A 26,703-nucleotide genomic window follows, 5' to 3' on the forward strand; every position below is an offset into this window, starting at 1 on the left:
TTTTCTTTGAAGAATTGAACCAGAAGTTCAATTCGAAAAGCGAAGAATCTTAAATGAATACCTAAAATATAATTATTATGAGTAAGACAAAACTAGTTGTGAATAACAATGGATCTTTAAAGGTTCAGGGAGATTTTGAAATTGTAGATAAGGATGGGAATGAGTATGATCTTGGTGGGAGAGATGTAGTTTCTTTATGCAGATGTGGTCTTTCTAAGAATAAGCCTTTTTGTGATGGAGCCCACAGAAATCATTTTGAACATGATGCCGTAGCATTTTCATTACCGCCAAAGAAATAGATTAATTCTTAATCTAAATATAAAAGAGCAACTTTACTATAAGTTGCTCTTTTCTATTATTAGCTATTTAACTAAAAAATATCCAAAGTTTACGAGGTTTTTAGAACTGAATCTCTAAAGCTATAGGGCAATGATCTGAACCCATATATTCGGGTAAAATGCTAATAGCGCTAATTTTATCTAGAAGCGAGCTACTTACTAAGAAATAATCCAATCTCCATCCGGTATTTTTTTCTCTAGATTTAAATCTATAGCTCCAATAGGTGTAAGCAACTTTCTCTGGATGAAAGTGGCGGAATACATCTACAAATCCGGCAGCGAGTAAATTATCCATACCATCAATTTCCTTTTGAGTATAACCGGCGGTCTTATTATAATTAGATTTATCGTTCTTAAGATCTATAGCCTTGTGTGCAACATTAAAATCTCCCGTTATTATAACAGGCTTAGTTTTTTCTAGTTGTTTTAAATAGCTCAAGAAATCTTTATCCCATTGAGTTCTATATTCTAATTTCTCTAATTTCTGACCAGAATTGGGGACATACACATTTACCAGATAGAAATCTGAATATTCTACCGTTATCACTCTACCCTCAAGGTCATGTATATCTATTCCGATGTTGTTCTTCACCTGTTTGGTAGTGATCTTACTAAGAACTACAGTACCGGAATAGCCTTTTTTCTCTGCAGAATTGCTATAAAGTTGAAAATCCTGAATTTCTGAAACTGCTTTTTCAATTTCGATATCTTGTGCTTTAGATTCCTGAAGGCATAAGATATCTGGTTCTAATGCTTTAACAGATTCAAAGAATTCTTTTTTCACGATGGCTCTAATGCCATTAACGTTCCATGAGATGATCTTCATAAATTATTATAAAATAAATTAGAAATCTAATATCTCAAAATTTTTCCGGAAACTCTCTGTAGAGCAGGTGTTATTTGAAATAGTACCAGAATAAAATCAACTAGTAACTTATGATAAGAGCTCATAATAAAATAGTTATTTAATTAATTCTGAATTTCAATATCGCTCTATTTTGATAAAACATAAGGTGATTCTGGTTTAACATGCTAACTTTAAAATATCTTAAGGATTTCAAACTACATTGAGGTCCAAATATTTTATAAATGAAATATCTAATTGCTGAAGATGAAAATGAACTTCGAAATTCCATTGCTACCTATCTAAGCAATGATGGTAATGTTTGCGAAACAGCATCAGATTATTTAGAAGCTTCCCAGAAATTAGAACTTTATGAATATGACGTAGTAGTTCTAGATATCAATTTAGTATCTGGTAGTGGATTACAATTACTTCAGAAGCTAAAGCAACAAAATAAAAAATGTGGAGTCATTATTATTTCAGCAAACAGTTCTCTAGAAGATAAACTTACAGGGTTAGACTTGGGCGCAGACGATTATCTCACAAAGCCCTTTCATTTAGCAGAATTAAATTCCCGTATAAAAGCTATTACAAGAAGAAGACAATTTGGAGGTAATGATGCCATAGTATTTAATGAGATTCGTGTAGACACTTTGGCCAGAACTGTGTTTATTTTAGATAGTCCAATTATACTTACTAGAAAGGAATATGATCTTCTTTTATTCTTTATAACCAATAAAAATAGAATTTTATCTAAAGCAATAATCGCGGAGCATCTATGGGGTGTGGTAGTGATCTGTTAGATAATTTTGACTTTATTTATGTACACATAAATAATCTCAGAAAGAAACTAACTTCTAAGGGGGCAAAATATATACAAACTGCTTATGCTAGCGGTTATAAATTTACAGCAGATTAAAAAACTTTCTTCACATAAAACCCCATTACTAAGAAAGGCCTCTAAGACTTTTTTTAAGACAGCATTAATCTTATTAATGCTATCTACTATAAGCTTGTTCTTCTTCACAAGAGAATTATTGCAGAATGAAGTAGAGGAAGAGCTGTTTTCCAACAAAGATAGAGTAGAGCGGTTGCTTCGGGAAGATCAAACCATCAAAGGAATTCCACCTATAATGATGGTGGAAAAGGTAAATGAGGCAGAGAAGATTTCTTTAAAAGACACTTTAATATTCGATCCTCTTCAAGACGAGGTTGAACTTTTTGAGCAGCTTTCACAAACAACTCAAATAAAGGGGGAATATTATAGAATTACGGTAAGAGCTATGGTTATTGAGTCTGAAGATATTCTACTTGTTATTGTTCTTACTTTTTTAGCAATACTCATTCTTGCGTTCATTTTTCTTTTTTATATCAACAGATCCAGAAATGAGATACTATGGAAACCATTTTTTACTAATTTGAACAGACTCAAGAATTTTAGTTTAAAATCTGATAAAGAATTGATTTTTGAAGATTCAGATATTTTAGAATTTTATGAGTTACAAGTAGAAATGCAACTGCTTACCACCAAGATTCAGACAGATTATAAAATTCTTAAGCAATTTACCGAAGACGTCTCTCATGAAATGCAGACGCCTTTGGCGATCATGCAAGCTAAGATCGATAATTTTATAAATACCACAGAGATCAATGAAATCCAGTTTCAACAAATATCCTCCCTACAAACAGATATCTCTAGATTAAAACAACTAAACAAGAAATTGATCCTTCTGGCAAAGATCGACAATGATCAATTTTCGAGTATTGAAGAAATTAAACTTTCTACTATAATTAAAGAAGTGGTAGCGAATTTTAGAGAATTAACTTCAGAAGATATCAAAACTGTTATAAAAAACGACCTATATGTATCCATGGATAGATCTCTAGCCATAATTCTTTGTAACAATCTAATCTCAAATGCTATAAAGTATAATAAAGATCATGTTACAATAGAAGTTACCCTTAGCGAAAATATTTTAAGTATTTCTAACAACGGCGATAAAGCTTTACAAAATCCAGATAAGATTTTTGAAAGGTATTATAAGGAGGGAAACCGTTCAGATTCTACCGGACTTGGACTTTCTATTATCAAAAAGATATGTGATTATTATGGCTTTAAGCCTACCTACCATTTTTCTGAAATAAATATTAGCACAGGTTCTAGCCAGAAAGTAAAACACGTCTTCGAAATAGATTTTAAAATAGAGTAGGCTTTAAGATTGCTTTAGAATTCGGTATTATTTTTATTGATATAATTTTTAGTGCCCAATTATCAATTTTAAAATTAAGCGAGTGCATAGATCTAATTCTTCTTTATATAGAATCGTAATATCGGTCTGTCTTATTTCATTTTTTACATTTCAGCTAAAAGCACAGGACACAAGCGAGACTAAGCCAAAAGTAGGTACGGTACAACGAGTGGGAGATGTGTTCTTATTTGTTCTTCCTGCTGCCACTTTAGGAACTAGTTTAATTCTTGATGATGATAAGGGGGTTTGGCAATTTACTAAAGGTTTTGTACTTACAGAAGTCATCACCTTCGGACTTAAGATTGGTATTAATAAACCAAGACCAGATCAAAGTAATGACAACTCCTTCCCATCAGGACATACTTCTACAGTATTTCATAGCGCCGGTTTTATTAATAAAAGATATGGCTTTAAATATGCTATTCCCTCTTATATAATTGCAGGATACACTGCAGCTAGTAGAATAGATTCTAAAAAGCATGATATTCTTGATGTGCTAGCCGGAGCAGCCATTGGGTTGGGCAGTAATTTACTTTTTACCACAGATTATGAAATGGAACATATGGAACTCACCTATTCTAAATTTGAAAACTCTCATATGATAGGTTTTAAATATATGTTTTAAGCTTTGAATAAATGTTGAGATTAGATGATTAGGAAAAGTTTTCAATCTATGTAGATATAAATGTTCTGAATGCCTTTCGTGTTAGAAAATATGGATTCAATAAATAGTTATTATGGAACAAACTGCTAAGAATTTACTTGTATTTAATAAAGTAGCTAAGATCACTGTATTGTTTTGGGTAATGAAGATTATTGCAACAACGCTAGGGGAAACGCTTGGAGATCTATTAGCACACACCTTGAATTTAGGATATACAATTGGCCTTATTATTACCGGTATATTTTTTATCATCACCTTATTTATACAGCTAAAAGCTAGGAAATTTAGTCCAACCTTATATTGGCTAGTAATTGCTGGTACTACCACCGTAGGAACAGAAATATCAGACTTTATGGATAGAACTCTTAATTTGGGTTACCTAGCTGGCTCAATAATTCTCATAACTCTTTTGCTAAGCACTTTAATTATTTGGAAGAAGCGTATTGGAAAGATCGAAGTATATCCAATCTCACGCAAAAATGTTGAATTGTTCTATTGGATAGCCATTTTATTTTCTAACAGTTTGGGGACCGCTTTTGGAGATTATTTAAGCGATAACGCAGGGTTTTCTTACTTGGAAGGAGCATTAATAACTGCAGCAGTTATTGTAGTTGTAGTACTATTGCATTACATATCTAAAATTAATAGTATGATCTTATTCTGGCTGGCATTTGTATTTACCAGACCTTTTGGAGCAACCTTTGGCGACCTACTTACAAAAACTAGTGCGGAAGGTGGATTTGACCTGGGTACGGTTCCGGCAACCATAGTTTGCATTTTACTATTAAGTGGTTTGGTGTTTTTTAGTCATAAAAATCAAGTAGCTCAAAAATTGATTTCTTAAGTCAATAAAACCCTAATTACAGTTATTTTAATTTTTATCCATTTAAAAGTGTCTTTACTCTTCACGACGATAATAATACGCCAAACGCACTATTGGGACTGCTATTTTGTAAACTAAAATTTCTAACGCGATAGTAACACATGCCAAAGTATGATCTTTTGTTAAGGATGATTCTAGGTAAATGCCAGAAATAGCTTATTATTTTAAATCAGAACACTTTAATACCAATGCTTATATATCTTGATGAGCATTCATAAGTATAAAAGAAATTTAGATTTTATTTCCCAATACAGAAGTTCGCAAAAATATTCCCTAAAAGATCATCGTTAGTGATCTCACCAGTGATCTCTCCAAAGTGGTATAATGCCTGACGAATGTCGATTGCCATTAAATCTCCAGATAAACCATGATTTAGACCTTCCTGTACTTTATTGATTTCTTCTAAAGCACTTAATAATGCATTATAATGCCTGCTATTAGTAACAATAGTGTTGTTATTTCTGAGTTCTCCTGTATTTACAAATTGCAATAGCTTATCTTTTAAATCTTCAACTCCCTCTCCAGATTTAGCAGATAATAATTGAAGTGTTGCTCCATCAATATCATCTAAAGAACTTTTAAGCGCATCAATATCCTGCTCAGAAAGTCTGTCTATCTTATTGACAACGATAATTAATGGTTTTAATGGAAATTGATTTTTGATCTTTTCCAATTCAACATGTATTTCATGCAACCTGCTTCTTTCTGCCTTTAATTTGCTGCTGTCTACTAAGAACACTACTACTTGCGACTGGCTTATCTTTTCAAAAGTCTTTTTTATACCAAGACCTTCAATTACATCTTTGGTCTCCCTTATCCCCGCAGTATCTATAAATCTAAACCCAACACCGCCAATACTCATTTCATCTTCTATAGTATCTCTAGTAGTTCCTGCAATGTCTGAAACGATCGCTCTTTCTTCATTTAAAAGCGCATTGAGCAATGTGGATTTTCCAACATTAGGTTCTCCAACAATAGCTACCGGAATTCCGTTTTTAAGTACATTTCCAACTGCAAATGAGTCAATTAATTTTTTTAATACCTGCTGGATTCTAGATACTAAACCTTTAAATTCATCTCTGTTAGCAAACTCTACATCTTCTTCAGCAAAGTCTAATTCTAATTCTATTAGCGAAGCAAAATTGAGTAATTCCTGACGTAATTTTTGAATTTCGTTGCTAAACCCTCCACGCATCTGTTGCATAGCCATTTGGTGAGATGCGGCATTTTCAGAAGAAATAAGATCGGCAACAGCTTCTGCCTGGCTTAGGTCCATTTTTCCATTTAGAAAAGCTCTTAATGTGAACTCTCCAGCTTCTGCAGATCTACATCCTTTTCGAATCAATAATTGAATAATCTCTTGTTGAATATATGGACTTCCATGGCATGAGATCTCCGTAGTATTTTCTCCAGTGTATGATCTTGGTCCATGAAAAATAGAAACCAACACTTCATCTATCAAGCGTTCATTATCTGCAATGTTTCCTAAATGCAGTGTATGTGTGGGCTGCTCTGTAATTTCTTTGTTAGACTTCGCTTTAAAAATGGGAGCGACTATATTTATAGCTTCTGGACCAGAAACTCGAATTACTGAAATAGCACCGGCTCCGGGTGGAGTAGCCAATGCAACTATGGTATCATTTAATCTCATGCGGCAAAGATAAGAAAGATAAAAGACAGGATTCCACTGTAACTTATTAAAGAAAACAGGTACTTATAAATAGGTTAATCAATCATCCAAAATAATTTCATCATGTTAAGAGAAGACAGACAATTATTAATACTAACACATCTTAGTCAGTTACTTAATCTTATTACAGGGTTTGGCGGACTCATAGTGCCACTAGTTATCTGGCTTACACAAAAAGACAAGGTTCTAGGTTTAGATCAACAAGGAAGAGATATCTTGAATTTTCAGATCTCACTTTTTATCTACTCGTTAATTTGTGTACCACTAATTTTCCTTTTCGGATTAGGTTTATTATTACTGATACTAGTTGGTTTGATCATGCTGGTATTTCCAATAATCAACGCCATAAAAGTGAGTAATGGTGAAATTCCCAATTATCCATTTACTATCAATATTTTAAAATAGTAATCCATTTCATATTTTTCACCTCATTTTCAACATATTTCTAGGAGTTCTTCGGAACTCTTTTTTTATGCATCTATTTTAAAATGTTAGAATTTTCGTCTTGATTTCTAAAGAGAGATAAAATTATATGTAGTTTGTTAATAAAATTATGTTAAATTGTAAAAGCTTATAAACTAAAGCTTTACGTTCCAAATTTCTTCAATTTTATAGTGTTCTAGAACCTACCAATTATTAAAGCCTTACAGGCAAAATATACGACGTATGATCTGGAAATCAATATTTCGAGGACTAATTACTTTTCTTTTTTTAATTCTTTTTCAAATGATGGGAAATGCTCAGGTCACTTTTTCTGGAGATGCTACCATTGAAAGTTATCTTAGCACTAAAAAGGATCTGCCATTTTGGTTTTACTCTAATAAGAGAGGAAGAGTAAATGCCGCTACTACTGTTTCGGCATGGTCTCATGTAACCGCTAATTATGAATTTTCCCCTAATTCAAATATAGAGTTTGGAGTAGGAGCAATGGCTCAGGATGCAGGAAGGTAAGATAATTTTGATCTCGATGAACTTTATTTAAAGTATGATAATAAATGGTTGCGAGCAGTAATTGGTATTAAACAGCATGAAGAATTGTATCATGGTTTAAGCGGAACTAATGGGAATATGTTATGGTCTATAAACGCCAAACCTTTGCCTGGAATTGAACTTAAAATTAGAGAACCTATCTATTTCTTATTTAATAATCATATTGGCCTTTCCGGTAGTTGGGGTGAATTTTTAATGGGAGATGGCTCCGATAGATTTGTGAAGAATACTCGTGTTCATAAAAAGTCTCTTTTCCTTAACTATAGGTCTAACACTAAATTTAAGCTAAAATTAGGTATAGAGCATTTTGCTCAATGGGCTGGTGAATCTCCAGAAGATCATATTGGAGAACAGCCACGAACATTTAAAGATTACCTGAGGATAGTAACGGGGCAAGGTGGAGAAAGCAATTCATATATAGGTGAACAAACCAATGCCTTGGGAAATCATCTAGGTTCTTATGAGCTTAGAATTAGTAAGGTGATCAATAATATTTATTACGAATTTATGTATAGCCACATATTTGAAGATGGTTCTGGTATGCTTTATTATAATAGACCCGATGGTAGGTATGGATTGTACATAGATCTAACAGATTTTACTTTTAATGATAAACCCTGGATTCAAAAGTTCATGTATGAATTTTATTATACTAAAGATCAAAGTCATAAAAGAAGTCCTTTAATTCATAAATGGGATAATTACTTTAATAATGGGATGTATCAATCTGGATGGACCTATAAAGGGGATGTTATCGGAATGCCCTTTTTTACCATCAATCAATACGGTAATGATAAAAAGCCTTCAATAGGAAATAATAGGATCATAGTTCACCACTTTGGAATTTTGGGTACTATCATTCAAAAATTTCCGTATAAATTATTGATAAGTTATAGGAACAATAATGGGCATGTTCGAAACTTAAATGATACTGAAGGAGAAGAGTTTCGAGAGGATGATCCCAGAGGTAGATTTACAATGCCACATGAGCTAGTTTCTGCACTCATCGATCTTAGCTTATTAGATTCATTTATTAAGTTGAATGTGCAAATAGGAGCAGATCTTTCTTCTGAAGATTCTAACCTCGGCGCCGGACTAAGATTGAGTAAACAATTTTAAGTAAGAATAAAAAAAACCGCTAGTTAAGGATAACTAACGGTTTCAAACAATATAATTGGAAAGTATTCTAATTGTTAAGCATTACCGGCATTACAAGCATGGTAATTTTTTCACCTTCATCAAGGCCATCAACAGGAGTTAAAATTCCTGCGCGGTTTGGAAGACTCATTTCTAACTGAACTTCATTTGCATTCAGGTTATTCAACATTTCTGTTAAGAAACGGGAATTAAACCCAATTTGCATATCATCTCCAGCATAAGAACACGTTAAACGTTCTTCTGCTTTGTTACTGTAATCTATATCTTCTGCAGAAATATTTAGCTCTGCACCTGCAATTTTAAGTCTTACCTGGTGCGTAGTTTTATTCGAGAAAATAGAAACCCTTCTTACAGAACTTAAAAACTGACTTCTGTCTATAATAAGTTTATTTGGATTCTCTTTTGGAATTACTGCTTCGTAGTTCGGATATTTACCATCTATCAATCTACAGATCAATTGCGTATCTTCAAAAGTAAATTTCGCATTAGAATCGTTGTACTCTATAAGTACATCGGTTTCGCTTCCTGCTAAAATTCCTTTTAATAAGTTCAAAGGTTTTTTAGGCATAATGAATTCTGCAGCTTGCGATGCAGAAACATCTTCTCTAGAATATTTTACCAATTTGTGAGCATCAGTTGCCACAAAAGTGATTCCTTCCGTAGAGAACTGAAAGAAAACACCACTCATTACCGGTCTTAGATCATCATTACCAGAAGCAAAGATGGTCTTAGAAATAGCTGTTGCCAAAACATCACCCTGTATTACTGTACTACTTGGTTCATTAAGCTCTACAGCATTAGGGAATTCTTCACCATCTGCATACGCTAACGCATATTTACCATGATTAGAACTTAACTCTATGGTATGATTATCTTCTACTACAAAAGTTAAAGGCTGCTCTGGAAATGTTTTAAGAGTTTCCAAAAGCAATTTTGCAGGTACTGCAATAGCTCCTTCAGAATCTGATTCTACTTTTAACTTGGCAGACATGGTAGTCTCAAGATCGGAAGCAGAAACAGTTAATTCATCCTGTTTTAATTCGAATAAAAAATTATCTAAAATAGGTAGCGTGTTATTATTATTAATAACTCCTCCTAAAATTTGAAGCTGTTTAAGCAAATATGTACTGGATACAATAAATTTCATGGACGTATCGATTATTTTTAATCACTACAAATATATCCTATTACTTGAAAAACTAAAGTACATATGGAGATATTTTATTAACATTCAAATCTATAATAAATCATTTAAAGTGCTTTAAATCAGTACTTTTTAATTTTGTTATATATAGATTTTGTTAATATTTAATAGATTCTTTGCAGTTGGCAGATTTGAAGATCCTATTTTTTATATTTCTTCTTTCTATAGTAACCAAACATAAAGGCACCTATACTTAATAATAGTATTGGTAGCACCACATTTAGCAACTGCCATAAAGATCTTTCTTCTGCTATTCTCTCTACATTTAGAAATGCAATGCTCACCTCTTTAGATCTAATATCTATTAAGCCTGAATCATCTAAAAGATAATTTACAGCATTTAATAAGAATTCTTTATTGCCATAAGAATTTCCAGTATATCTATCAAAACCTAGTTCTAAAGGCTGTCCTTTTTGTAATTGATTTTTAATAACATCTCCATCAGAAATTACGATCATTGATGTATTTACACTTTTATCCAATCCATTTTTAAGATCAAAAGGTTTTACTCTATTCTTATATACAGATTTAAATTCCCCTTCCAGGAGGACGGCTAAAGGTTGCTCTCCGGCATTATAGGTTGATATATCTGGCTTGGTACTAATAATGTTCAAATTTATTTCTCTTGGTACGCCTTCAATTTTAGATCTGGGAGAACTGGTAAGCAAGATCGTTTTCTTTATTCCGTTTTTAAGAGTATCTATATTATTTGCCCAATCAAATTTTACCGCTTCAATGTTATTGATTATTGGGTGGGTGTTTAGAGAACTGGTAAGAGGACTATAGAACCATGGATATGGAGTAAATTGCGTTTCACTTCCGTTTCCTTGAGCTAAGATAATAGGCGCAGAATAGAGGTCGTTTATTAATACCGGATTAATTCTTACCCCATATGAGAAGAAAAGATCGCCAAGATTAAGCGCTCTAGGAAATGCTAGGGTAGCTCCAAGCTCATTAAAAAGGCTATCTGTTTCTATAGCAACATTTTCTGTTAGCCATAAAGCCTTACCTCCCTGCATTAAGTATTGATCTAGAACCAGTTTTTCATCTTCTGTATATGCTATCGTTGGTTTAGCCTCTAGAACAAGGTCAAACTCATTAAGCTCCTGTAGTGTTCTTTGAGGATGTTTAGATACAGAATCTAAGGTAAAAGGCGCTACATAATAGTATTGGCGCACGGTTTTAATAAAGTCTGCTATATAAGCATCTCCCAATTCTCCGTTACCACGCATAACGGCAATTTTCTTCTCCTTATTATGAACCAATCTACTAAGCGCATCAGCAAAATTATATTCTAATTGTTGTACAGAATTATTTACACGATCTTCATTGGTTGCACCTAGTGTATTTTTTAAGAGCGAAATTTTTACAGTTCTGTCATTAAAATTTGCAGTGGCCCATGGAAAGATGAGAGTTTCACTAGCTTTCCCATTTTCTTGAACATTTACTCTTGCCGGACTCATTCCTAATTTGTAGAATTCTTCTGCAATAGCATTGGCATCTTCACCTTCTTCTAAAGGGTTTATAAAATTGAATCTTATATTAGAATTGTATGCTGAAAATTCTTCCAGCATTTGTCTGGTTTCGTTCTCAAGCCTTCTAAATTCTGAGGGAAAATTTCCTTTTAAGAAAACATCTATGATTACGGGAGATTTTACATCTGCAATAATGTCTTTCGCAGCAGGAGATAGGGTGTATCTGCTATCCTCAGTAAGATCAAATCTTTGATGGTATTGTGATGCAAGAAAGTTAATTAGCACAAGACCTAGAAAAAGAAGAGCGATATATTTTATACTAGAATTATTTTTCAAAACTTAGTGGTTCTTAAGTTTAGCAGAGATCTTAATATAGGTAAGAGAAATAAAGAAGGTAATTAAACTGAAAAAGTAAATTAGATCTCTAGTATCAATTACTCCGCGACTCATGCTTTTATAGTGATAATTAATACCTAGATATTCCAATCCATAGGTACTATCCTTAAATATTTGATAATTAGCCAACCCTTCAAAAAAGAAGAAAGTAAAAAAGCATAAGAACACTGCAATAATAAAAGCGGTGATCTGATTGTTGGTTAATGCAGAAGAAAACAACCCTATAGTTATATAACTGGCAGCCAATAATAATAGACCTATGTAAGACCCAATGGTAGCACCAACATCCAAATTACCAATTGGATCTCCTAATTTATAGATTGTAAAAACATAAATAAAGGTTGGAATTAAGGCTAGAAGGGCGAGTGTAAAAGTTCCTAAAAATTTACCCAGAACAAGATTCCATTTTCCTATAGGCCTTGTAAGTAGAAGTTCCATAGTTCCCATTTTCCTTTCTTCAGCAAAGCTTTTCATAGTTATTGCCGGTATAAGAAAAATAAATATCCAAGGTGCCAGGTCAAAGAATGGACTTAGATCTGCAAATCCATAATCCAGTATGTTGTAATTACCGCCAAAAACAAATAAGAATAAACCATTAATTACTAGAAATATACCAATAACAAGGTATCCCGTAGACGAGGAAAAGAAGGATTGTATCTCTTTTTTAAAGATTGCTGTCAATTTCTATGCTTTAAATTATTCTAAACTTACCAATTTATCTACACTCCAGGCTTCAGGTTTCTGATTAAAGTGAATTTTGGTATTTGCCCAAATATCTTTGAAGAGCTCAGAATTTCTGTAATTTTCTAGAGAATCTTCATCGCTCCAATAACTATACGTAAAAAACTGATTGGTATTGTTTTTATCCCGATAAAGTTCTAGGAACAAGCATCCCTCAAAAGCTCTGATCTTAGCTTTCTGAATTTCAAAATCTGCTAAGAAGGTCTCAATTTTAGCAGGATCAAATCCTAGTTTTACAATTCTTACAAACATTTTTAATCAAATTTTATGGTAATGGTATCGCGCAATTCCAATCCAAATAGGGTAGAGGCACTTCCTATAGTACTTGGATTGCTTTTGTAAATAGCAAGTTCTATATAACCCGCAGAGTTAAAAATAGCCAACTTCTTACCGTCTTCTTCTCGTTTTTCTTTGTCTAATTTAAAATTAATGGCATCGCTGTATGTTTCATGGATCTCTTGAAATTTTGCTGTTCTGGCAGTAATCCCAAAACTTCTGCCTTTACCTGTATTCTCAAATAATTTTCGAGAGATATTAGTTACTACATTTCCATAATTATCTATATATAATACATGCCCAATGATCTGATTTTTATCTGAATTTAAGTAGGGTTCTACTTCTTTTAGATACTTTAAATTTTCAATAGTCTTCCCAATTACTTCTAGGGTTCCACCTCGAGCAATATGGCACGCAACCCTTACAAAAACATCAAGCACCGGAAAATTAGATTCTACCGTATTATGAATATTGATCTCTACGATCTTTTGTGGTTTTATTTCTGAAGCTATTAATGATAAAATACCATTATTAGCACAAATGAAGTAATGGTCATCTAGAAGAACTGCTAAATGCTTATTCTCTGGAGTTAGTTCTGAATCTATACCAATAATATGAATGCTTCCTTTTGGAAAACATTTATAGGCATTCTTTATAATGTATGACGCTTCAGTAATATGAAATGGAGAAATAGAATGTGAAATGTCAACAATTCTAACATCGCTCATCTCAGAATATATAGTGCCTTTAACGGCTCCGGCAAAGTGATCTTTCTCTCCAAAATCAGTCGTTAAAGTAATGATAGCCATAGGCAATTGTTAATATTTTTTAAGAGGCTTAAAAGGTTATTTTGTGTAAGTTTGTATAGCAGGCTAAGATAAATTTTATATAACTAGAACCTGATAATTTTTAAACAAAAATCTATATTTTGTTTATTGCAAAATTAGAGTTTAATAGGGGTAAAGCAAATTTAAAATTCTAAATTAGAGCTAAAAATTAACCGATAATCTACGAGCTTTTGAACGAACTCATTATAGAACTTTCCGAAATTAGTCCAAGAGAATTTTTTGGACAACAAAATGAACACATAGAACTTCTAAAGAAATATTTTCCCAAACTCAAGATCGTTGCGCGTGGTAATAAGATCATGGTGTATGGTGATGAAGAATTATTGGAAGAATTTGATAAACGTTTCAACATGCTAATGGACCATTTTATAAAGTTCAATAAGCTAGATGAAAATGTGATAGAACGTGTATTAACAAGTACAGGTAAAGAAGAATATCCTTCTTCTAATAATAGTGCCGAAGTCCTAGTGCATGGGGTTGGAGGTAAACTTATAAAAGCTCAGACTGCCAATCAACGTAAGTTGGTAGACCTTATGGGTAAGAATGATATGGTTTTTGCTATTGGGCCTGCAGGAACAGGGAAAACCTACACTGGGGTAGCACTTGCTGTAAAAGCACTTAAAGAAAAGCAGGTTAAGAGAATAATTCTAACCAGACCGGCTGTAGAAGCAGGTGAGAATCTTGGTTTTCTTCCTGGAGATCTTAAAGAGAAATTAGATCCTTATATGCAGCCTCTATATGATGCTCTTAGAGATATGATTCCTCATGAGAAATTAGAAATGTTCATTGAAAAAGGAGTAATACAAATTGCGCCTTTAGCATTTATGAGAGGGAGAACTTTAGATAATGCATTTGTTATTTTAGATGAAGCTCAAAATACCACGCATGCTCAAATGAAGATGTTCTTAACCAGAATGGGTAAAAGTGCTAAATTTATGATTACTGGTGATCCCGGGCAAATAGATCTTCCAAGAAGAACGGTATCGGGATTAAAAGAAGCATTATTAGTTCTAAAGGATGTAAAAGGAATAGGAATGGTTTATTTAGATGATAAAGATGTTATTCGTCATAAATTAGTGAAGAGTATCATTTCTGCGTATAAAGAAATTGAACACGCCGAGTAATTAAGTTTTTCTAATTTTTATAAACAAAAACATTTGATCTTAGGCTTTCAAAGCTAGAGTTAAGTATAAAGAAGTTATGAAGAATACCATTATAGATACAAATTTCAATTTTCCCGGACAAAGATCTGTATATAAAGGAAAGGTTCGTGAGGTTTATGAGCTAGAAAACGATCTGCTAGTAATGGTGGCTACAGATAGGCTTTCTGCTTTTGATGTTGTTATGCCCAAAGGGATTCCATATAAAGGTCAGATACTAAATCAGATCGCTACCAGAATGATGGAAGATACTAAAGATATAGTTCCTAACTGGTTGGAGGCAACTCCAGATCCTAATGTTGCTGTTGGTAAACGTTGCGAGCCATTTAAAATTGAAATGGTTATTAGAGGATATCTTTCCGGCCATGCCGCGAGAGAATATAAAGCAGGAAAAAGAGTACTCTGTGGAGTTACAATGCCTGAAGGATTGAAAGAAAATGATAAATTTCCTTCACCAATCATCACTCCGGCTACCAAGGCAGAAATGGGAGATCATGATGAGGATATTTCTAGAGAAGATATTCTTGCTAGAGAAATTGTTTCAAAAGAAGATTATGAAATTTTAGAAGAGTACACCCGTAAACTTTTTCAAAGAGGTTCAGAAATAGCAGCATCTCGAGACCTTATATTGGTAGATACAAAATATGAATTTGGTAAAACCAAAGACGGGCAGATCGTGCTAATAGACGAAATTCATACCCCAGATTCTTCTCGTTATTTTTATGCGGAAGGCTATCAGGAAAGACAGGACAAGGATGAAGATCAAAAGCAATTATCTAAAGAATTTGTTCGCCAGTGGTTAATAAGTCACGATTTTCAAGGTTTGGAAGGTCAAAAAGCGCCGGTAATGACAGATGAATATGTTACTTCCGTTTCTGAAAGATATATAGAGCTGTACGAAAAAATTACCGGGACTAATTTTAAGAAAGCAGATGTTTCTAATATTGAAGAGCGTATAGAAAAGAATGTACTTGCATTCTTAGAGTCACGATCTTAAAAAAATAGTTGGTAAATATAACTTCGAGGGAAGTCAGGAACCATTTGTCTTCAAAACAAAATTTTAGTTTTATTTATAATACTTAATATAATCTATATACAATTGGGCTGGAAAGATAGAATCATCTATTTCTCCGGCCCAATTTCCTCCTAGTGCTAGGTTAATGATCAGATAGAAAGGTTTTCTAAATACATTCTTTTTAAATGTTTGATTGGCTTGGGAAATATCAAATCGAAAATATTCTGTTTCATCTATATAGTAGGTAATCTCTTTTCTATCCCATTCAATAGCATAAACGTGAAAGGTATCTTTAATATCTTCAACTAAAAGCACATCAGAACTAGATATTAGCTTTTCACTTTCTAATGGAAAATGTACCGCTCCATGTATTTCATTTGGAGATTTTCCAACATGTTCCATAATATCTATTTCACCACAGTAGGGATAGCCTTTTGAAAGATGATTAGCTCCCAACATCCAAATGGCGGGCCAGGTGCCACTCCCGTTAGGAAGTTTTGCGCGTACCTCAATTCTGCCGTATTTAAAATGTTGTTTATTAAGTGTATTGATTCTGGCTGAAGTATAACTGTTCTTCTCATTTCCTTTTAGGGCAGTGATAATAAGCTTGCCATCCTCAAGCCTTATATTTTCTGGGTTAGAAGTGTAAAGTTGTTCTTCATAGTTTTTACCGAACCCGGTTTCTATATTCCAAATAGCCGCGTTGAGGATAGGAGCATCAAATTCTTCACTCCAGATAAGTTCATAATCTTGAGAAAAAGCCATAGTTGAGGTTAGAAAAAATAAAATATAAATTTTTAACATTGAAGTCATTTCTAGTATGGAGATGAAAGTAAAATAAATTTTAATAGGGTATTATGCCTTAACAACAATTTCAGATAATTGGGAATATAGTGAAAGTTATTAATTTGAAGTTTTGAGGATCAAAAAGCTTTCTATATTTTTAGAAGATGAAAGACATCCAAATAAAATCTTTTGCCGAATATAAAAAGGCATATCAGGAAAGTGTAGAAAATCCCGAAGCTTTTTGGGATAATATTGCAGATAAATTCTATTGGCAGAAAAAGTGGGATAAAACCTTAGAATGGGATTTTTCCAAACCTGAAATAAAATGGTTTCAGGGTGGAAAACTTAATATAACAGAAAATTGTCTTGATAGACATTTAAAGGAATTTGGAAATAAGACTGCAATTATCTGGGAACCGAATGATCCGGATGAAGAATCTAGATATATCTCATATCGTCAATTATTTGTGAAGGTCTCTCACTTTGCAAATGTTCTTAAGAATAATGGAATTAATAAAGGGGATAGGGTTTGTATCTATATGCCTATGATACCAGAACTAGCCATAGCTATGCTGGCGTGTGCTAGAATTGGAGCCGTTCATTCTATTGTTTTTGCTGGATTTTCTAGTACGGCCATTGCCAATAGAATTAATGATGCTAATTGTAAGATGCTTATTACTGCAAACGAAGTTTACAGAGGTAAGAAACCTGTAGATCTTAAAGGTATTTGCGATGAAGCCTTAAAAACCACTCCATCTATAGAAACTGTAATTGTTTATAGAAGAACAGTGGAGCCGGTTGTGATGAAGGAAGGGCGAGACAAATTTTGGTTTGAAGAGTTGGAGAAGGTAGAGAAAGATTGCCGTGCAGAGGTTATGGATGCAGAAGATATGTTGTTTATACTTTATACTTCAGGATCTACTGGAAAACCAAAAGGAATGGTGCATACAACAGGTGGATATATGGTTGGTACCGCGTACACATTTAGTAATGTTTTTCAATATAATTCTGAGAAAACTTCTAGTGATGTGTATTGGTGTACTGCAGATATAGGCTGGATTACAGGTCATTCTTACATCATTTACGGGCCATTGGCAGCAGGAGCAACTACCGTTATGTTCGAAGGAATTCCAAGTTATCCAGATTATGGAAGATTCTGGGAGATCATTGAGAAATTAAAGGTGACTCATTTTTATACAGCACCAACGGCCATTAGGGCATTAGCTAAGCAGTCTCAAAAATTTGTAGAAAAGCACGATCTATCTACATTGAAAGTTTTAGGTTCTGTTGGAGAACCAATAAATGAAGAGGCATGGCACTGGTATAATGACATGATTGGAAAAGGAAACTGTCCTATAGTAGACACATGGTGGCAAACCGAAACAGGTGGCATCATGATATCTCCTTTAGCGGGAATTACTCCAACAAGACCGGCATTCGCAACCCTGCCATTACCAGGTATTCAACCTGCTTTAATGGATGAGAATGGAATGGAAATGGAGAATATACACGAGAAGGCGGAAGGTAGATTAGCAATAAAATTCCCTTGGCCCTCTATAGCTAGAACTATTTATGGAGATCATCAAAGATATAAAGAGGTATATTTTTCTGCTTACAAGGATAAATACTTCACTGGAGACGGGGCTTATAGAGATGCTACCGGAAATTATAGGATTACAGGACGAGTAGATGACGTGGTAATTGTATCCGGACATAATCTAGGTACTGCTCCAATAGAGAATGCTATAAATGAACATCCAAAAGTTGCTGAGAGTGCGGTGGTTGGATTCCCACATGATATTAAAGGAAATGCGCTTTATGCTTACGTAATTCTTTATGATGGTGTAGAAACCTCAGATGAATTGAAAAATGAGATAAGAGCAGAAGTTTCCAAAATAATTGGACCTATTGCCAAACCAGATAAAATTCAATTTGTAGAAGCGCTTCCAAAAACCAGAAGTGGAAAGATCATGAGACGTATTTTAAGAAAGATAGCTTCCAGCGATACTTCAAATCTTGGAGATACTTCTACGTTGCTAAATCCTGAAATAATCGATACTATTATTAAACAGTCTATCGTATAATGGTCTAATTATTGTTAAAGTAGATTTAAAATAACTTAAATATGAAAAAAATAATATTTACATTATTATTCACCGGATTAGCATTTAATGGATACTCTCAAGGAAATAATCCTTTTGATGCTTCCAATTCAAATACAAATCAAGTTACTACAAAACCTATGGTTGTAACAGACTACGAAGGTTCTCCTTATCTGGAAGATCAGTTTACTCCTGGTCTTATTGTAGAAGAAGGAAATAAAAGTCAGACGGTGTACATAAGGTATAACGTAGTAGATGATCAAGTAGAACTAAAAGTAGCACCTGCTCAAAAAGATATTTATCTACTTCCAAGACAACAAAAGTTCTCATATAAATTAAAAGACTATTCATATACGCTAAGTGCTTATAATGTTGAAGATCTTGGATTGATTAAAGGATACGTAATGACTTACTATGCTTCAGATAAAATAGTATTTATAGGAAAGCCATTAGCACAAGTAATTCCCGGGCAAGCTGCTAAAACGGGATATGATAAAGCTAAACCTGCAACTATAGATATTGCTACAAATTTTTATATTGGAAAACCTAACGAGCAATTAAAAGAAGTTAGGATTAAGGAAAAAGATTTTGAAAAGATTCTGGGAGGCAAAAAAGGCATGAAAGAATATTTTGATGATAATAAGATCAAAACTACAGATGATGTTATCAAAATGCTGAAATTCTACAACTCCAAAAACTAGGAATATCGAATTTAATGAAAAAGGGAAGTAAGTCTTAAGCTTACTTCCCTTTTTCATTAAATTCTATTTTAAGATCTACGGAATTATATTATAAGTAAAATTTTTTTAAATTATTTCTCATACCTCAATCTCGTATCCTGCTATCATTTCTAGCATCACCTTCTCAGTTCCAGATAAGGTTCCGTAATTCTTAGAACTATTTTCTTTAACCTTTTTAAAGAAAGGTGCTATTGTACCATTTTCGTAGTTTTCTACAATATTTGGATGTACATAATAACTTCTGCAAACAGCTCTCGTATTTCCTAAACCTGTTGCCGCGGCATCAAAAGCAGTAATTATGTTCTTTTTATTAATCTTTTCATCTTCGGTATATCCTTCTTCATATAATGTTTCAAAAAAGATCTTCGATGCTGCCCAAGTTCTAAAATCTTTAGCTGAAAATTGATCTCCACTAATTTCATGGATATAATCATTGATCATACCGCTATCTATAGTTTGCTTTTGTCCATCTTCATCTAGAAATTTGAATAGTTCCCAACCCGGAATATCCTCACATTGATTAACAAGCTTAACTAGCTTCTTATTCTTTACAGTAATAGAATGTTCTTTTCCCTTTTTTCCAACAAACTCAAATTTTAAATTATTCTTACTTGTTTTTACATGTCGGGTTCTAAGAGTAGAAAGTCCGTAGGTTTTATTGTTTTTAGCATAATAAGCATTTCCAATTCTAATATGAGTTTCTTCCATTAGTCTTATAACTAAAGCTAAAACTTTACGCTGACTCATATTGGGAAGGTCAAGATCTGTTTCAACCGTTTTTCTTAGTTTAGGTAGTACTTTTCCAAACTCGGTCATCTTATAGAATTTGGTCTGATTTCTAAGATTAGACCAAGTAGGATGATATAAATATTGTTTTCTGTTCTTTTCGTCTCTACCAATAACCTGTAAATGCCCATTCTCTAAATGCGCAATTCTAACTTTCTCCCAAGCAGGTGGTATAACTAAACCTTTTATACGTTCAATATGCTCATTGTCTGAAATCTTCTCTCCATTTCGTAAATAGGAAAACCCTCTACCACGTCTTTTTCTAATAATAGAAAGTTCTTGTTCAGATAAATATATGAGATTTGCTAAAGATGCAGCATCTTGAGGATTATCTTTTATAGTTTTAACAGCTTCAGCGTCGAGTGTCATTTTCTTTTTCTATAAAAATAATTAAGAAATGAATAGACGTATAATAAAGAAGTGTGAAAATTAAAAACGGTCTAAAAATATAACATATATTTTTAGACCGTTTAATACTAATTCTGAAAATTGTTTAATTTCTTAGACCCTAGACAAAATTTAAAATGATAAGATTATTCAAAATAAGAGAACGTATCTCCGTTTTTAATATTCAGTAAACTTTCATAGATGAGTCTAATAACATTTTCAACATCATCTCTGTGAACCATCTCAACAGTGGTATGCATGTATCTAAGAGGTAATGAGATAAGAGCAGATGCTACGCCGCCATTGCTGTAGGCAAAAGCATCAGTATCTGTACCTGTTGCTCTAGAAGCTGCACTTCTCTGAAATGGGATCTCTTTTTTCTCTGCAGTATCTATTAATAGTTCTCTAAGTTTATTTTGTACCGCAGGTGCGTAAGTAATAACGGGACCTTCTCCAATTTTAGCGTATCCATTAGTTTTCTTCTCTATCATTGGAGTAGTGGTATCATGAGTTACATCTGTAACAATTGCCACATTTGGTTTGATGGTTTGCGTAATCATTTCTGCTCCACGTAAACCTATCTCTTCCTGAACCGAATTTGTAATGTAAAGTCCAAAAGGTAATTTTTTCTTATTCTCTTTAAGCAACCTTGCTACCTGAGCGATCATAAATCCACCCATACGATTGTCAAGTCCGCGGCAAACAAATTTCTTATCATTTAGAATGAAAAATTCATCTGGATAGGTAATTACACAACCAACATGAACTCCCAAAGCAATTACTTCATCTTTAGAAGAACACCCAACATCTATGGTAATGTTATCTAATTGAGGTGCTTGTTCTTTTTCTTTACTTCTGGTATGAATAGCAGGCCATCCAAAAACACCTTTTACAATTCCATTCTTAGTATGAATATTTACACGTTTTGAAGGAGCTATTTGATGATCACTACCGCCGTTTCTAATAACATAGATCAATCCATCATCTGTTATATAATTTACATACCAAGAAATTTCGTCGGCATGCCCTTCAATAACGACTTTAAATTTAGCCTTCGGATTAATAACACCAACGGCTGTTCCATAAGTATCAGTTATAAATTCATCTACGTAAGGCTTTAAATAATCCATCCAGATCTTTTGTCCTTCCCATTCATAGCCCGTAGGAGATGCGTTATTCAAATATTTTTCTAAAAATTCTATCGATTTCTCATCGAGTAACTCGTCTTTCTTCATAGGATATTAATTTTCACGAATTTACTAAGAATAAAATGCATTGCAAATCCAATATTCGTAAATTTGGAATGGTTTTGGTTTAAAATATGTCTCACACTTAAATGTTATTAAAATTTGAGATACCTTATTCTATACATACTATTATTTTTTGCACTTGATCTATCTGCGCAAACTCCAGAAGTGGATACAGATACTATCGAGAAAGAATTCTTCGTGATTCTTGGAGATACTATTGTGCGAAACAAAATAGATCTGGATGAGGTGGTAATTTTAAGTAAGTTCAATTTCAAAACAGATCTGGAAAGAAGAAAGTATCTTATTTTGAGACGCAAGACTAGAAAAGTATACCCTTATGCTAAGTTAGCCTCAGAAAGATTGGTTTCATTAAACTCTAGACTGGGTGATATTAAATCCAAAAGAGATCAGAAGAAATACACCAAGATAGTCCAAAACTATATAGAGAAGCAATTTGCAGAAGATCTTAAAAAGCTTACCCATACAGAAGGTCAGATTTTAGTAAAACTCATACATAGGCAAACGGGGCATACTGCATTTGATCTTATAAAACATTTAAAGAGTGGGTGGAGAGCATTTTGGTATAACACCACCGCTAGTTTGTTTGAGATTTCTTTAAAAGAAGAATATCATCCGGAGAGTGATCAGGAAGACTATATGATAGAAGATATTCTTCAAAGATCATTTCGTGCTAAGATTTTAGAACCACAGCAAAGCGCATTGAAGTTTAAATATCTAGATCTTCGTAATAAATGGACATCTGCTTCCAATTAATTTTATTATATAGTATACCTTAATATAATATATCACATTTTTCAATCTCTATTTTTTTGTGCGTTACCCTTTCTTTGGTCGGGTCGGGCGCTGTGCTTGTAGTTATTAAAAGCCGGAAAGAGCTTTTACTAAGCTACCGCTTCGCTCCCTAATGCGTGTATTTGGAGTAGCTACAACTCCTAATTTGAACAGGAATTATTCGTTCTTGGTGTTAGATCTGGAAACTGCGATAAAATAATCAGAAGTTTAAAGTTCGAAGTTTCAAAGCGTTAAGGCTACGTTAAAGAAATATTAGAAAAAAGATAAAATAAAGCTTGGTTATAAGAAAGAAAGCGGTGTATATTTGCAGCCGCTTTAGGCGCCACTGGTTAAGTGATGTAAGAAGCTTTGTTCTTTGTATAGTGATGAGTACCCGGTTAAAAAGCCTTATTATTTTTAAAGATTTAAAGAGGCTAAAAAAAACTTAAAATAAGTTTGCTGGTTAGAGAAAAAGAGTTGTACATTTGCATCCGCTTTGAGAATGACATGAAGGTGTTGTTTGAGAAGTAAGAAAGTTCTTTACTAGTGTGGGTTGCGACGGTTTTTACTTCTTACTAAGGGGTCAAAAAAAACTTCAAAAAACTTTAAAATAAAGTTTGGAACTTAAAGAAAAAGCGTTGTATATTTGCAGCCGCTTACACAGCGGATACGATCACTGCGAAATACTGAATTGAAATCCCGGGATAGGGTAGTAGAAAAAAGGTTCAACTCCTTTAATTTCACAATGAGCTCTTCGTTAAGAGGAGATCAACTAAGTTCATTGATATATTGAATTGACAGCGCGTTTCAAATGTTGTTCGCAAGAATGGCAGAAGAAACCAAAAGAATACGAATCAAGACTAGAATAGAATTTTGAGCTGTTATTATCTTTTCGGAGATAGTAATAGAAGAAGACCTTGTAATTGTTATATTATTTAAAGATTAACGATGAAGAGTTTGATCCTGGCTCAGGATGAACGCTAGCGGCAGGCTTAACACATGCAAGTCGAGGGGTAACGGGGTGCTTGCACCGCCGACGACCGGCGCACGGGTGCGTAACGCGTATACAACCTACCTTATAGAGGGGAATAGCCCAGAGAAATTTGGATTAATGCCCCATAGTATTATCGATTAGCATTAATTGATGATTAAACATTTATGGCTATAAGATGGGTATGCGTTCTATTAGCTAGATGGTAAGGTAACGGCTTACCATGGCTACGATAGATAGGGGTCCTGAGAGGGAGATCCCCCACACTGGTACTGAGACACGGACCAGACTCCTACGGGAGGCAGCAGTGAGGAATATTGGACAATGGGCGAGAGCCTGATCCAGCCATGCCGCGTGCAGGAAGACGGCCCTATGGGTTGTAAACTGCTTTTATACAGGAAGAAACACTCCCTTGCGAGGGAGCTTGACGGTACTGTACGAATAAGGATCGGCTAACTCCGTGCCAGCAGCCGCGGTAATACGGAGGATCCAAGCGTTATCCGGAATCATTGGGTTTAAAGGGTCCGTAGGCGGGACAATCAGTCAGCGGTGAAAGTCTGTGGCTCAACCATAGAATTGCCATTGATACTGTTGTTCTTGAATACTTATGAAGTGGTTGGAATATGTAGTGTAGCGGTGAAATGCATAGATATTACATAGAACACCGATTGCGAAGGCAGATCACTAATAATTTATTGACGCTGATGGACGAAAGCGTGGGTAGCGAACAGGATTAGATACCCTGGTAGTCCACGCCGTAAACGATGGTTACTAGCTGTTCGGTCGCAAGACTGAGTGGCTAAGCGAAAGTGATAAGTAACCCACCTGGGGAGTACGTTCGCAAGAATGAAACTCAAAGGAATTGACGGGGGCCCGCACAAGCGGTGGAGCATGTGGTTTAATTCGATGATACGCGAGGAACCTTACCAGGGCTTAAATGTAGATTGACAGGGGTGGAAACACCTTTTCCTTCGGGCAATTTACAAGGTGCTGCATGGTTGTCGTCAGCTCGTGCCGTGAGGTGTCAGGTTAAGTCCTATAACGAGCGCAACCCCTGTTGTTAGTTGCCAGCGAGTCAAGTCGGGAACTCTAACAAGACTGCCAGTGCAAACTGTGAGGAAGGTGGGGATGACGTCAAATCATCACGGCCCTTACGTCCTGGGCCACACACGTGCTACAATGGTAGGGACAGAGAGCAGCCACTGCGCAAGCAGGAGCGAATCTATAAACCCTATCTCAGTTCGGATCGGAGTCTGCAACTCGACTCCGTGAAGCTGGAATCGCTAGTAATCGCATATCAGCCATGATGCGGTGAATACGTTCCCGGGCCTTGTACACACCGCCCGTCAAGCCATGGAAGCTGGAAGCACCTGAAGTCCGTCACCGTAAGGAGCGGCCTAGGGTGAAGCTGGTAACTGGGGCTAAGTCGTAACAAGGTAGCCGTACCGGAAGGTGCGGCTGGAACACCTCCTTTCTAGAGTATTGCTTATTAAAGAGCAATCGCAGTTACAAAGCAGATCTCTTAAGATTTTGTTTTTGTCTTGATTCCTGTCAATTTAATTATTAAAGAATAAAGGGAGACCTTGAGAAATGTCTCTTAAATTAGACAGTCTCATAGCTCAGCTGGTTAGAGCGCTACACTGATAATGTAGAGGTCGGCAGTTCGAGTCTGCCTGAGACTACTTTTTATAGCGAGAGTTGTAAAAGATGTTCATTAAAATTATAGGAAATTTTAGAAGTTGAGAATTCTAATCATTTTAATTCTGAATTCATAGTTCTGAATTTCGAAAATGGGGGATTAGCTCAGCTGGCTAGAGCGCCTGCCTTGCACGCAGGAGGTCATCGGTTCGACTCCGATATTCTCCACTATTCCTAGATCTTTTGGGTATAGGTAATTCAAACAACCAGGATACATTAGTATACTTCGTTTGGTTACCATCGAAAAGGGGTCGTTATAAGGGAAAAACGTTCATTGACATATTGGGAAATAAAGAATACGAGAAACATTAGGTGCTTACAATTACATTGTAAGTGCAAAAGAATAAATAATAATCGTTGTTATTAGAACTGCTGCACGGCGTTTTAATAATAACAGAGCAAATTAGGTAAAAGCACATAAGCTAAATAAGGGCGTATGGGGAATGCCTAGGCTCTCAGAGGCGATGAAGGACGTGATAAGCTGCGAAAAGCTGCGGGGATTGGCACACACAAATTGATCCGCAGATATCCGAATGGGGCAACCCAGTACATTGAAGATGTATTATCCGCAAGGAGGCGAACCCGGGGAACTGAAACATCTAAGTACCCGGAGGAGAAGAAAACAATAGTGATTGCGCAAGTAGCGGCGAGCGAACGCGCATTAGCCCAAACCAATGAGTTTACGGACTTATTGGGGTTGTAGGACCACGATATTTGATGCGTAATGAATTAGAACACTTTGGAAAGAGTGACCATAGAGGGTGATAGTCCCGTATAGGTAAAGAGCGTTATTGATAGTGGTATCCTGAGTAGTGCGGGGCACGAGAAACCCTGTATGAATTTGGCGGGACCATCCGCTAAGGCTAAATACTCCTGAGAGACCGATAGTGAACCAGTACCGTGAGGGAAAGGTGAAAAGAACCGTGAATAACGGAGTGAAATAGATCCTGAAACCATACGCTTACAAGCGGTCGGAGCCTTTAGGGGTGACGGCGTGCCTTTTGCATAATGAGCCTACGAGTTACCGTTGCCAGCAAGGTTAAGCCTTTAAGAGGTGGAGCCGTAGCGAAAGCGAGTCTTAATAGGGCGCTGTAGTTGGTAGTGGTAGACGCGAAACCGTGTGATCTACCCTTGGGCAGGTTGAAGCTGTGGTAACACATAGTGGAGGACCGAACCCGTTGACGTTGAAAAGTCTTGGGATGACCTGAGGGTAGGGGTGAAAGGCCAATCAAACTCGGAA

Annotated in this window: 22 protein-coding genes, 2 tRNA genes, 2 rRNA genes and 1 pseudogene; 17 read left to right on the forward strand and 10 right to left on the reverse strand. The window is 34.9% G+C overall.

Features of this window, described 5'->3' with window-relative positions; translation table 11 throughout:
• Nucleotides 1–77 precede the first annotated feature (77 nt).
• Nucleotides 78–299: a CDGSH iron-sulfur domain-containing protein gene (locus tag P163_RS04985; RefSeq protein ID WP_034888276.1), complete on the forward strand. Its 222-nt coding sequence runs from the start codon at nt 78–80 to the stop codon at nt 297–299.
• 100 nt (nt 300–399) lie between these two features.
• Here the strand turns inward: P163_RS04985 and P163_RS04990 are convergent, their stop codons facing one another.
• Nucleotides 400–1,164 (reverse strand): exodeoxyribonuclease III, encoded by a 765-nt coding sequence (locus tag P163_RS04990; RefSeq protein WP_034888277.1) that lies wholly within the window; start codon nt 1,162–1,164, stop codon nt 400–402.
• 263 nt (nt 1,165–1,427) lie between these two features.
• On the opposite strand from P163_RS04990, the pseudogene P163_RS04995 reads away from it, so the two are divergent.
• The 4 genes and pseudogenes from P163_RS04995 to P163_RS05010 all read left to right on the forward strand — a co-directional run bounded on the left by P163_RS04995 (nt 1,428) and on the right by P163_RS05010 (nt 4,939).
• A pseudogene (locus tag P163_RS04995) lies at nt 1,428–2,101 on the forward strand (response regulator transcription factor).
• Between the two features lie 76 nt (nt 2,102–2,177).
• Nucleotides 2,178–3,392 carry a sensor histidine kinase gene (locus P163_RS05000; RefSeq protein ID WP_051931151.1) on the forward strand — a complete coding sequence of 405 codons (1,215 nt, stop codon included), beginning with the start codon at nt 2,178–2,180 and terminating at the stop codon, nt 3,390–3,392.
• Between the two features lie 82 nt (nt 3,393–3,474).
• Nucleotides 3,475–4,056, forward strand: coding sequence for a phosphatase PAP2 family protein (locus P163_RS05005; protein ID WP_034888278.1), 582 nt, complete (start codon nt 3,475–3,477; stop codon nt 4,054–4,056).
• A gap of 112 nt (nt 4,057–4,168) precedes the next feature.
• Entirely contained in the window at nt 4,169–4,939 is a 771-nt protein-coding gene (locus tag P163_RS05010) for a membrane protein (protein WP_034888279.1), read from the forward strand.
• 277 nt (nt 4,940–5,216) lie between these two features.
• Here P163_RS05010 and mnmE read toward each other — a convergent pair whose 3' ends face one another.
• On the reverse strand, nt 5,217–6,629 hold the full coding sequence (mnmE, locus tag P163_RS05015; RefSeq protein ID WP_034888281.1) for a tRNA uridine-5-carboxymethylaminomethyl(34) synthesis GTPase MnmE: 1,413 nt from the start codon (nt 6,627–6,629) through the stop codon (nt 5,217–5,219).
• A gap of 102 nt (nt 6,630–6,731) precedes the next feature.
• Between mnmE and P163_RS05020 the strand changes: the two genes are divergently transcribed.
• The 3 genes from P163_RS05020 to P163_RS05030 all read left to right on the forward strand — a co-directional run bounded on the left by P163_RS05020 (nt 6,732) and on the right by P163_RS05030 (nt 8,777).
• A complete protein-coding gene (locus tag P163_RS05020; RefSeq protein WP_034888283.1) occupies nt 6,732–7,073 on the forward strand; it encodes a DUF4870 domain-containing protein in 342 nt (113 codons plus the stop codon).
• Nucleotides 7,074–7,334: 261 nt separating this feature from the next.
• Nucleotides 7,335–7,619 carry a hypothetical protein gene (locus tag P163_RS05025; protein ID WP_156100655.1) on the forward strand — a complete coding sequence of 95 codons (285 nt, stop codon included), beginning with the start codon at nt 7,335–7,337 and terminating at the stop codon, nt 7,617–7,619.
• A 48-nt stretch (nt 7,620–7,667) separates the two neighbouring features.
• Entirely contained in the window at nt 7,668–8,777 is a 1,110-nt protein-coding gene (locus tag P163_RS05030; protein ID WP_034888285.1) for a capsule assembly Wzi family protein, read from the forward strand.
• Between the two features lie 67 nt (nt 8,778–8,844).
• On the opposite strand, the gene dnaN is transcribed toward P163_RS05030, so the two are convergent.
• From dnaN to P163_RS05055, 5 genes are all read right to left on the reverse strand, one after another.
• Complete coding sequence (gene dnaN, locus P163_RS05035; protein WP_034888286.1) at nt 8,845–9,963, reverse strand: DNA polymerase III subunit beta; 1,119 nt, start codon at nt 9,961–9,963, stop codon at nt 8,845–8,847.
• Nucleotides 9,964–10,160: 197 nt separating this feature from the next.
• Nucleotides 10,161–11,831 (reverse strand): gliding motility-associated ABC transporter substrate-binding protein GldG, encoded by a 1,671-nt coding sequence (gene gldG, locus P163_RS05040; RefSeq protein ID WP_034888287.1) that lies wholly within the window; start codon nt 11,829–11,831, stop codon nt 10,161–10,163.
• A gap of 3 nt (nt 11,832–11,834) precedes the next feature.
• Nucleotides 11,835–12,572, reverse strand: coding sequence for a gliding motility-associated ABC transporter permease subunit GldF (gldF, locus tag P163_RS05045; protein WP_034888288.1), 738 nt, complete (start codon nt 12,570–12,572; stop codon nt 11,835–11,837).
• Between the two features lie 15 nt (nt 12,573–12,587).
• A complete protein-coding gene (locus P163_RS05050; RefSeq protein ID WP_034888289.1) occupies nt 12,588–12,884 on the reverse strand; it encodes a putative quinol monooxygenase in 297 nt (98 codons plus the stop codon).
• 2 nt (nt 12,885–12,886) lie between these two features.
• On the reverse strand, nt 12,887–13,717 hold the full coding sequence (locus P163_RS05055) for an S-adenosyl-l-methionine hydroxide adenosyltransferase family protein (protein ID WP_034888290.1): 831 nt from the start codon (nt 13,715–13,717) through the stop codon (nt 12,887–12,889).
• Nucleotides 13,718–13,926: 209 nt separating this feature from the next.
• On the opposite strand from P163_RS05055, the gene P163_RS05060 reads away from it, so the two are divergent.
• Together P163_RS05060 and P163_RS05065 are read left to right on the forward strand one after the other, a co-directional pair.
• Complete coding sequence (locus tag P163_RS05060) at nt 13,927–14,880, forward strand: PhoH family protein (protein ID WP_034888291.1); 954 nt, start codon at nt 13,927–13,929, stop codon at nt 14,878–14,880.
• Nucleotides 14,881–14,956: 76 nt separating this feature from the next.
• Nucleotides 14,957–15,913, forward strand: coding sequence for a phosphoribosylaminoimidazolesuccinocarboxamide synthase (locus tag P163_RS05065; RefSeq protein WP_034888292.1), 957 nt, complete (start codon nt 14,957–14,959; stop codon nt 15,911–15,913).
• 69 nt (nt 15,914–15,982) lie between these two features.
• Here the strand turns inward: P163_RS05065 and P163_RS05070 are convergent, their stop codons facing one another.
• Nucleotides 15,983–16,696, reverse strand: a complete 714-nt coding sequence (locus P163_RS05070) for a family 16 glycosylhydrolase (RefSeq protein ID WP_231556157.1) — start codon at nt 16,694–16,696, stop codon at nt 15,983–15,985.
• Nucleotides 16,697–16,881: 185 nt separating this feature from the next.
• Here P163_RS05070 and acs point away from each other — a divergent pair, with 185 nt between their 5' ends.
• Together acs and P163_RS05080 are read left to right on the forward strand one after the other, a co-directional pair.
• A complete protein-coding gene (gene acs, locus P163_RS05075) occupies nt 16,882–18,801 on the forward strand; it encodes an acetate--CoA ligase (protein WP_034888294.1) in 1,920 nt (639 codons plus the stop codon).
• Nucleotides 18,802–18,842: 41 nt separating this feature from the next.
• The gene (locus tag P163_RS05080; protein WP_034888295.1) at nt 18,843–19,520 is read left to right on the forward strand and encodes a hypothetical protein; all 678 of its coding nucleotides are present in this window, start codon (nt 18,843–18,845) and stop codon (nt 19,518–19,520) included.
• A gap of 117 nt (nt 19,521–19,637) precedes the next feature.
• On the opposite strand, the gene P163_RS05085 is transcribed toward P163_RS05080, so the two are convergent.
• Both P163_RS05085 and P163_RS05090 read right to left on the reverse strand, forming a co-directional pair.
• Nucleotides 19,638–20,714 carry a DNA topoisomerase IB gene (locus P163_RS05085; RefSeq protein WP_034888297.1) on the reverse strand — a complete coding sequence of 359 codons (1,077 nt, stop codon included), beginning with the start codon at nt 20,712–20,714 and terminating at the stop codon, nt 19,638–19,640.
• Nucleotides 20,715–20,878: 164 nt separating this feature from the next.
• Nucleotides 20,879–21,967, reverse strand: coding sequence for a M42 family metallopeptidase (locus P163_RS05090; RefSeq protein WP_034888299.1), 1,089 nt, complete (start codon nt 21,965–21,967; stop codon nt 20,879–20,881).
• Nucleotides 21,968–22,081: 114 nt separating this feature from the next.
• Between P163_RS05090 and P163_RS05095 the strand changes: the two genes are divergently transcribed.
• The 5 genes from P163_RS05095 to P163_RS05115 all read left to right on the forward strand — a co-directional run.
• Entirely contained in the window at nt 22,082–22,756 is a 675-nt protein-coding gene (locus tag P163_RS05095; protein ID WP_034888301.1) for a DUF4294 domain-containing protein, read from the forward strand.
• 963 nt (nt 22,757–23,719) lie between these two features.
• Nucleotides 23,720–25,239, forward strand: a 16S ribosomal RNA gene (locus P163_RS05100).
• Between the two features lie 134 nt (nt 25,240–25,373).
• Nucleotides 25,374–25,447, forward strand: a tRNA-Ile gene (locus P163_RS05105).
• Nucleotides 25,448–25,557: 110 nt separating this feature from the next.
• Nucleotides 25,558–25,631: transfer RNA gene (locus P163_RS05110), tRNA-Ala, on the forward strand.
• A 248-nt stretch (nt 25,632–25,879) separates the two neighbouring features.
• A 23S ribosomal RNA gene (locus tag P163_RS05115) occupies nt 25,880–26,703 on the forward strand; the annotation flags it as partial.

This window comes from Gillisia sp. Hel_I_29 (assembly GCF_000744275.1).
Taxonomy (GTDB): domain Bacteria; phylum Bacteroidota; class Bacteroidia; order Flavobacteriales; family Flavobacteriaceae; genus Gillisia.